The organism is Staphylococcus sp. HMSC061G12 (genome assembly GCF_001838465.1).
Taxonomy (GTDB): Bacteria; Bacillota; Bacilli; order Staphylococcales; family Staphylococcaceae; genus Staphylococcus; species Staphylococcus simulans.
Genome location: NZ_KV837083.1, coordinates 20,122 through 26,907, shown reverse-complemented (window position 1 = coordinate 26,907; position 6,786 = coordinate 20,122). Strand labels below are relative to the sequence as shown.

Sequence of the window (6,786 nt, the reverse complement as noted above, 5' to 3'; positions counted from 1 at the left end):
CGGTTTGTTATTTCTAGCTACAAAGAATGTCTGATTTGATTTTTTTGGTGACTTAGATTTGAATTCTTGCGGTGCCACATAATTATTATGATCTTCGTGTGTAATACCCTCAGACATTCTTTGTAGCTAGAAATAACAAACCGGCTAAATATACGAAAGATTCCAATTTCTTTTCATTTTTAATTTATCGAATTGGTAAAGATGATGCGACAGGCTTAGCAGCACAGCTTTCATATTACTTTATGTTATCACTATTCCCTATGTTGCTATTTTTGCTTTCACTTTTACCATTATTCCAAATCGATAGAAATAAAATTGTCGGTATGATTGCAAAAAATGCACCTGCTTCTACAGCGGATCTACTGACAGGTATTATCGAAGATATTATGAAAAATGCCAGCGGCGGTATTTTATCAGTAGGTTTGATTTTGGCACTTTGGTCTGCCTCAAATGGTATGACAGCCTTAATGAACGCGTTCAACGTAGCATATGATGTTGAAGACGGCAGAAACCCTATCGTATTGAAATTAATCAGTGTGCTATTCACTGTGATTATGGGTGCAGTATTTATTGTAGCCTTAATCTTACCAGTTTTCGGTCAACAAATCGGTCATTTATTATTTGGTCCGCTTGGACTTGATAGCCAAGTGAAATGGGTATTTAGTATTTTACGATTCTTATTACCATTTATCGTGATTTTCTTATTATTCTCAACTCTATATGCCCTAGCACCGAATATCAAAATTAAATTCAAATCTGTATTACCAGGTGCACTTTTCGCATCAGTTGTATGGATTCTAGGTACTGCGGCGTTTGGTTTCTACGTTTCAAACTTCTCAAACTACTCTAAAACATACGGCAGTATCGGTGGTATCATCGTGTTAATGTTATGGCTATATATCACTGGTTTCATCATCATTGTCGGTGCTGAGATCAATGCGATTATTAACCAACGCAGAACATTGAAACACGGAGATTCACTTGAAGAACGTGAATTTGAACGTGCAGAAATGCAGAATCCTCATACTGAAAGATAATCATATTACTTAAAGAGCAAGTCACTTTGTATAAAATCAAAGTTGATGTTGCTCTTTTTCTTTTATTTTTTAAAAACATGTTATTTTATGTATTCATTAGGGTATGATACTATTTGGTTAGTGACATTTTTGTGAACTAGTCATGACAGTCAATTCATCTTGATATAACAAAACAACTAAATTCAGGATACAGGAAGTGTAAATAAGATGACATTATTAGACAGTATTTTATCTTACAATAAGGAATTTGTGGAAAACAAAGAGTTTGAAAACTATTCCACAAGTAAAAAACCAAATAAAAAAGCAGTATTATTCACTTGTATGGATACACGTTTACAAGACTTAGGCACAAAAGCTTTAGGTTTTAATAACGGAGATTTAAAAGTAGTCAAAAATGCAGGCGCTATTATTACGCATCCATACGGTTCTACAATTAAAAGTTTATTAGTTGGTATTTATGCATTAGGTGCTGAAGAAATAATTATTATGGCACACAAAGACTGCGGCATGGGTAGTTTAGACGTAAATACTGTAAAAGATGCAATGAAAGAACGTGGCGTTACTGATGAAACGTTTGATATTATCAAACACTCTGGTGTAGACGTGGACAACTTCTTAGAAGGCTTCGAAAACGCAAGTGATAATGTTAAACATAATATTGATATGCTTTATCATCATCCATTATTTGATAAAAAAGTACCAATTCATGGTCTTGTGATTGATCCGCATACTGGCGAATTAGAATTAATCCAAGATGGCTATGAACTGGCAGAAAAAAATAAATAGTACATAAACTGTATTATGGATAATACAAAGGCAAGATTGAAAGCACTCATTTTCAATCTTGCCTTTTCTTTTATTGAATTAAATCGTGTTGGAATGCGTAAATAACAGCTTGTGTTCTGTCTTGAACTTCTAGCTTGCTTAATATATTACTCACATGTGTTTTAACTGTTTTAATCGTAATATGTGACGCACTGGCGATTTCTTGGTTAGAATAACCTTTTGCGATTAACAATAAAATTTCCATTTCTCTATCTGTTAATAATTCATATAATTCAGCACGTTGATTCATGCGATTACGCATTTTAACAAGTACTTCCGCTTCAAACACCGATTCGTTACGATATGTTTTACGAATCGCTTCTGCGATATCACTTGCGCTCGTCGTTTTTAGAATATAACTGTCTACCCCAGCGTCTAAAGCACGATACACTTCATTATCCTCAATATAACTTGTCAGCATCAATACTTTAATCTGAGGTAAATCTTTTTTAATCTGCATTGTGGCTTCTACGCCATCCATGTCTTCCATCAACAAATCCATCAAGATTAAATCAGGCTGCAATTCATGAGCTTTTTCAATTGCTTCTTTACCTGATTTGCCTTCCCCGACGACTTCGATATCAGGTTGTGTAGATAAATAACTTGAGATGCCGATACGAACCATTTCGTGGTCATCGACAAATAATACTTTAATCGCCATCATTTTCCTCCTTATTCAATGGAGCCTTCACTTCAATTCTTGTCCCTGCCCCAGGCAAAGAAACAATATGCAGTGTTGCCCCAATTTCTAATGCTCGCTCTCGCATATTCTTCAATCCATAGCTTTTCTCCATTTTTTCATCTACATCAAAGCCTTTACCATCATCTTGAATACGCAATAATAGATAATCATCTTTATTAAATAAATCTATCGTTAATTTTGTGCCTTCTGCATGTCGCAGTGTATTGGAAATCCCTTCTTGGGTGATACGGAATAAATGATCTTCTATGCCTTTTGGTACCTCAAAGTCTTCAATATCATAAACTACTTTCATAGGCACTTTCTTTTGTAAGTCCACAACAAGATCTTTAATTCCTTCCCCAAGTGAGCGATCTTTTAAGCCAAGCGGTCTTAAATGTAATAACAATGCACGCATTTCTAGTTGCGAATCTTGTACCATCTTTTCTAATGTCGGAATTTGCTGATCAAGTGGCGGTTCAAGTGGTGATTCCTTAATCGCCGATAACATCATACTTGCCGCAAATAATTGCTGACTAACTGAATCATGCAATTCCCTAGCTAAACGCTGGCGTTCATCTTCTATAATTTTCTTCACTTTAACGTCATTTAAATTATATGTTTCGTTGGTCAAATCTTGTGTTTTAATACGTAGTCGATGTAATTCTTGGTTTAATGGCACAAGTGTATGATAGATATCCAAAGTTTCTTGGTAGAGTTCGATATTTTGATCATTAATACCGACAACTTCCCCTTCAATGGAATGTTCAATTTGTGTTTTAATCCAATCATTTTGTTCGTTCACTTTATACGCTAACACAGAACCAACAATAATACTCATCAAAATCACTATAATATTTAAAAATAAGAAAACAGGAATGCCGAAAATCTGCGTATAAAACATTCCTTGAAAGTAGATGATGTTGACGAATACTTTGTCTATAAAAAAGAAAATCGCTAATATACTATAGTTCAATATCAGCATCGAACCGATGGCTCTGATATAGTGGTTCATCTATAAACCACCTCAACATCACCAATAAATGTCGAAGTATAAATATTGATGTTATAGTTTTCTTCTTTTGTTTCTTCAGTCATTTGGATATGATTATTTTCAATCTTAACCGTATTCTGATTCACAGTCGCATTACCATAAAATGCTGCTGCGTGAAGATTGATATTGTAATTCATCGGCACAATAATTTGAATCTTACCAATGAAGTGTCTCATCACAATCGTGTTATTTTCTTTAATATTTGCTGCTTTCGTTAAATCAATATGGATATCGCCGATGCCATGTTGAATTTGCAAGTCTTCCCACTTATAAACATAAACAGGAGTTCTTTGATTACCGAACCATTTTTGTTTAATAAATTGCGGTGAAGTAACTTCTTCATCAGAAGCAATAATCTTCATCGGTTTAAATTTGAAGACGATATAACGAATAATAATCAGCACTAAGAAAATAAAAAGAATAATAATCGTATATTTGTTAGAGAGCAGTGTAAAGGCAATCATTAATACACCAATCCAAAAGGCCAACAGACCTCTGACTTTATGGAAATAAAGATAGCCTACGTACATTAAGATAATCCCTAATAATAATACGAGAATAAAGCCGATTTTTTCAAAAAAGATATAGTAAAAATTGGCTATAATCATTAATGCTGTAAATATTATCAACATCTCAGTTGAGATATACTTATTGGTCATGTTTCGCCACCTTTTCTATGCAACTAAACTCATTTGTGCAATCATATCACATTCTCTTTCAAGCGTAATACGTGTTTTATTTTGCTCTGATAAATCTGCTTCAATTCTTGCACAATCAGATTCTGCCTCGTTTAAGTCATGCATTAATGCAGACAACTCTGCATTATTAATATTTTCCATTCGTTGTACATTGCTGATTTGATATTGATCCATCAAATCGATATATTTATTTTCTACTTCAGTTGTCAATTGTTCAATATATGCCACGATATTTTGTCTTTTGCGGTTTAAATAAGCGATATATTGTTTAGTTGAATGTAACTTTCTGTTTAAATGCGCTTGGCAATTCGTAATACTGTATTTAACTGTAGTGTGATAAAGTTTGTCTAAATAAATTGCTATGATATTCATGGAATCACCTCATTTATGATTGATTCCATTATAAAATAATTCCAGACGCCTCACGATAGGCTCTGGAACCATTTTACTTTCATACTTTAGTCCTAATTCCCATGATACCAAGGAATTATTCTTCTGTTTTATCTATTTTCGTTGTTAATAATGGACCATCTTTCGTCACAATAACCGTATGTTCGATTTGTGCGACATAACTTTTATCGCTTGTTTCAAAAGCCCATTCATTTTTACCTTCAGTTACAAATGTTGCATTAGAAGAAATGAAAGGTTCTACTGCAATCACAGTACCTTCTTTTAGTAATGTTTTATCTTTTGGATCATAGTAGTTTAGAACGTAATTAGGTGCTTCATGTAATGAGCTTCCTACCCCATGACCTGTTAAGTTACGGATAACTTTCAAATCATTTTTACGTGCAGTTGCGTGTACTGCTTTACCGATTTGACTTAGTTTACTGCCTGGTTTGATTTTTTTCATTGCATTGTCAAACGCTTCTTCAGCAACTTCACATACTTTTTGTTTCATCGGGTCACTTGGTTCACCCACAACAAATGAAATACCAGTATCTGCGTAATAACCATTTTTCAATGCAGATACATCTATATTAACTAAATCCCCTTCACGGATTTTGCGTTTACCTGGAATACCATGTGCCACTTCTTCATTTACACTGATACAAGTTTGACCAGGGAAATTTTCATCATGGATAGGTGCAGACAAAGCACCGTGTTGTTCAAATAAATCTTTAGCAATGTTATCTAATTCTTTAGTTGTTACACCCGGTTTTGTTGCTTCTTGCATTGTATCTCTGACTAATGCACAAATATATCCGATTTCTTTTAAACCTAATAATTCTTCTTCTGTTTTTACAATCATGTGCGATCCCTTTCCTTATTCAATAATTGATAATGCAGCGCACGTGCGCTTATATGTCTCATTATGATACGAAATTATCATAATTAACACTCATTCTTTCTTATTATAGCAAAAAATGTTTGTTATACTAAATCTGTAAGAAGCAGTTCATTCGTTAATAACTGCAAATGGAACTATGTTGCAACAAAGTTGCCGACATCAAGTGAGGTAAATTTTTTTATGACACAAGACAAATGGTATCGCAAAATTATCGGCGCAAGAACCATTAAAACTGGACTTGCCACATTTTTGACAGCCTTCTTTTGCATGGCGCTCAATCTTAACCCGATTTATGCCACTTTAAGCGCCATCGTCACCATTGAACCAACCGCAAAAGCATCACTCAAAAAAGGATATAAACGTTTGCCTGCGACTGTTATCGGTGCGCTCTTAGCTGTACTCTTTACGTATATTTTCAGTGATAAATCAGCACTTGCTTATGCGATGAGCGCCACCTGTACAATCTTTATTTGCGCAAAATTAAAATTACATGATGGTATTACAGTTGCGACTTTAACCGCTATGGCCATGATACCAGGTATTGGAGATCATTATTTATTTAATTTCTTCTCACGACTTTTAACAGCGGTCATCGGTTTGGTTACAGCTGGTTTGGTAAACTTAATTGTTTTACCGCCGAAATACTACCATCAAGTTGCTGAGAACGCACAAAAAGTTGAAACAGATATGTATCATCTCTATAGTCTACGTTTAAAAGAATTGGTGAATGAAAAATTTAATTCTACTAAAACTAATCAAAAATTAGAAAAATTACTTTCAGCCATCTTGCGAGTAGACACATTAATTCGTTACCAAAAAGACGAATTAGAATACCACAAAGACCAAGAAGATTGGGTTAAACTTAAAGCACTGTCTAATCGTGCACATACAGATCGCCTGTTTATTACCCATTTATCTAACATTGTCTATTTGCCTAAGAACACTAAGTTTCACTTCACGAAAGCTGAACAAACAGCTATCTTGAACATCGCAGAAAGTATCAGTGAAATTATAGAAACAGGTGGTTTTGAACGTGTAGATGAAGATGCTGAAATATTAAAACGCAGTGTGATTCGTTTAGATGAATTTGAAAAACAACAAGTTAAAAGCCATATCATTTATGAAATTCTCATGACTTATCGTATTCTCGATGAACGTTATGCTTAACAGAAAAGGGGTCGGGACATAAATGTTCTGACTTC

7 protein-coding genes and 1 pseudogene are annotated in these 6,786 nt (G+C 34.2%); 3 read left to right on the top strand and 5 right to left on the bottom strand.

Annotation, left to right across the window (positions count from 1 at the left end):
- Positions 1-110 precede the first annotated feature (110 nt).
- Positions 111-1,037 (top strand): annotated as a pseudogene (locus tag HMPREF2937_RS07435) (YihY/virulence factor BrkB family protein); the annotation flags it as partial.
- A gap of 207 nt (positions 1,038-1,244) precedes the next feature.
- Positions 1,245-1,823 carry a beta-class carbonic anhydrase gene (locus HMPREF2937_RS07430; protein ID WP_002481661.1) on the top strand — a complete coding sequence of 193 codons (579 nt, stop codon included), beginning with the start codon at positions 1,245-1,247 and terminating at the stop codon, positions 1,821-1,823.
- Between the two features lie 70 nt (positions 1,824-1,893).
- On the opposite strand, the gene HMPREF2937_RS07425 is transcribed toward HMPREF2937_RS07430, so the two are convergent.
- The 5 genes from HMPREF2937_RS07425 to map form a co-directional block, all read right to left on the bottom strand.
- Complete coding sequence (locus tag HMPREF2937_RS07425) at positions 1,894-2,523, bottom strand: response regulator transcription factor VraR (protein ID WP_070864320.1); 630 nt, start codon at positions 2,521-2,523, stop codon at positions 1,894-1,896.
- Complete coding sequence (locus tag HMPREF2937_RS07420; RefSeq protein ID WP_002481663.1) at positions 2,513-3,556, bottom strand: sensor histidine kinase VraS; 1,044 nt, start codon at positions 3,554-3,556, stop codon at positions 2,513-2,515. The genes HMPREF2937_RS07425 and HMPREF2937_RS07420 overlap by 11 nt, the downstream gene beginning before the upstream one ends.
- Positions 3,553-4,254 carry a cell wall-active antibiotics response protein VraT gene (gene liaF, locus HMPREF2937_RS07415; protein WP_002481664.1) on the bottom strand — a complete coding sequence of 234 codons (702 nt, stop codon included), beginning with the start codon at positions 4,252-4,254 and terminating at the stop codon, positions 3,553-3,555. The genes HMPREF2937_RS07420 and liaF overlap by 4 nt, the downstream gene beginning before the upstream one ends.
- A 15-nt stretch (positions 4,255-4,269) precedes the next feature.
- On the bottom strand, positions 4,270-4,665 hold the full coding sequence (locus HMPREF2937_RS07410) for a hypothetical protein (RefSeq protein ID WP_002481665.1): 396 nt from the start codon (positions 4,663-4,665) through the stop codon (positions 4,270-4,272).
- 115 nt (positions 4,666-4,780) lie between these two features.
- A complete protein-coding gene (gene map, locus HMPREF2937_RS07405; RefSeq protein WP_002481666.1) occupies positions 4,781-5,545 on the bottom strand; it encodes a type I methionyl aminopeptidase in 765 nt (254 codons plus the stop codon).
- Between the two features lie 219 nt (positions 5,546-5,764).
- Between map and HMPREF2937_RS07400 the strand changes: the two genes are divergently transcribed.
- Positions 5,765-6,751 carry an FUSC family protein gene (locus HMPREF2937_RS07400; protein ID WP_002481667.1) on the top strand — a complete coding sequence of 329 codons (987 nt, stop codon included), beginning with the start codon at positions 5,765-5,767 and terminating at the stop codon, positions 6,749-6,751.
- The last annotated feature ends 35 nt before the right edge of the window (positions 6,752-6,786 follow it).

Excerpts from the sequence above, each read along its gene's own strand:
- HMPREF2937_RS07400 (WP_002481667.1), top strand. The coding sequence starts at position 5,765 with ATGACACAAGACAAATGGTATCGCAAAATTATCGGCGCAAGAACCATT.
- HMPREF2937_RS07410 (WP_002481665.1), bottom strand. The coding sequence starts at position 4,665 with ATGAATATCATAGCAATTTATTTAGACAAACTTTATCACACTACAGTT.
- liaF (WP_002481664.1), bottom strand. The coding sequence starts at position 4,254 with ATGACCAATAAGTATATCTCAACTGAGATGTTGATAATATTTACAGCA.
- HMPREF2937_RS07425 (WP_070864320.1), bottom strand. The coding sequence starts at position 2,523 with ATGGCGATTAAAGTATTATTTGTCGATGACCACGAAATGGTTCGTATC.
- HMPREF2937_RS07430 (WP_002481661.1), top strand. The coding sequence starts at position 1,245 with ATGACATTATTAGACAGTATTTTATCTTACAATAAGGAATTTGTGGAA.
- HMPREF2937_RS07420 (WP_002481663.1), bottom strand. The coding sequence starts at position 3,556 with ATGAACCACTATATCAGAGCCATCGGTTCGATGCTGATATTGAACTAT.
- map (WP_002481666.1), bottom strand. The coding sequence starts at position 5,545 with ATGATTGTAAAAACAGAAGAAGAATTATTAGGTTTAAAAGAAATCGGA.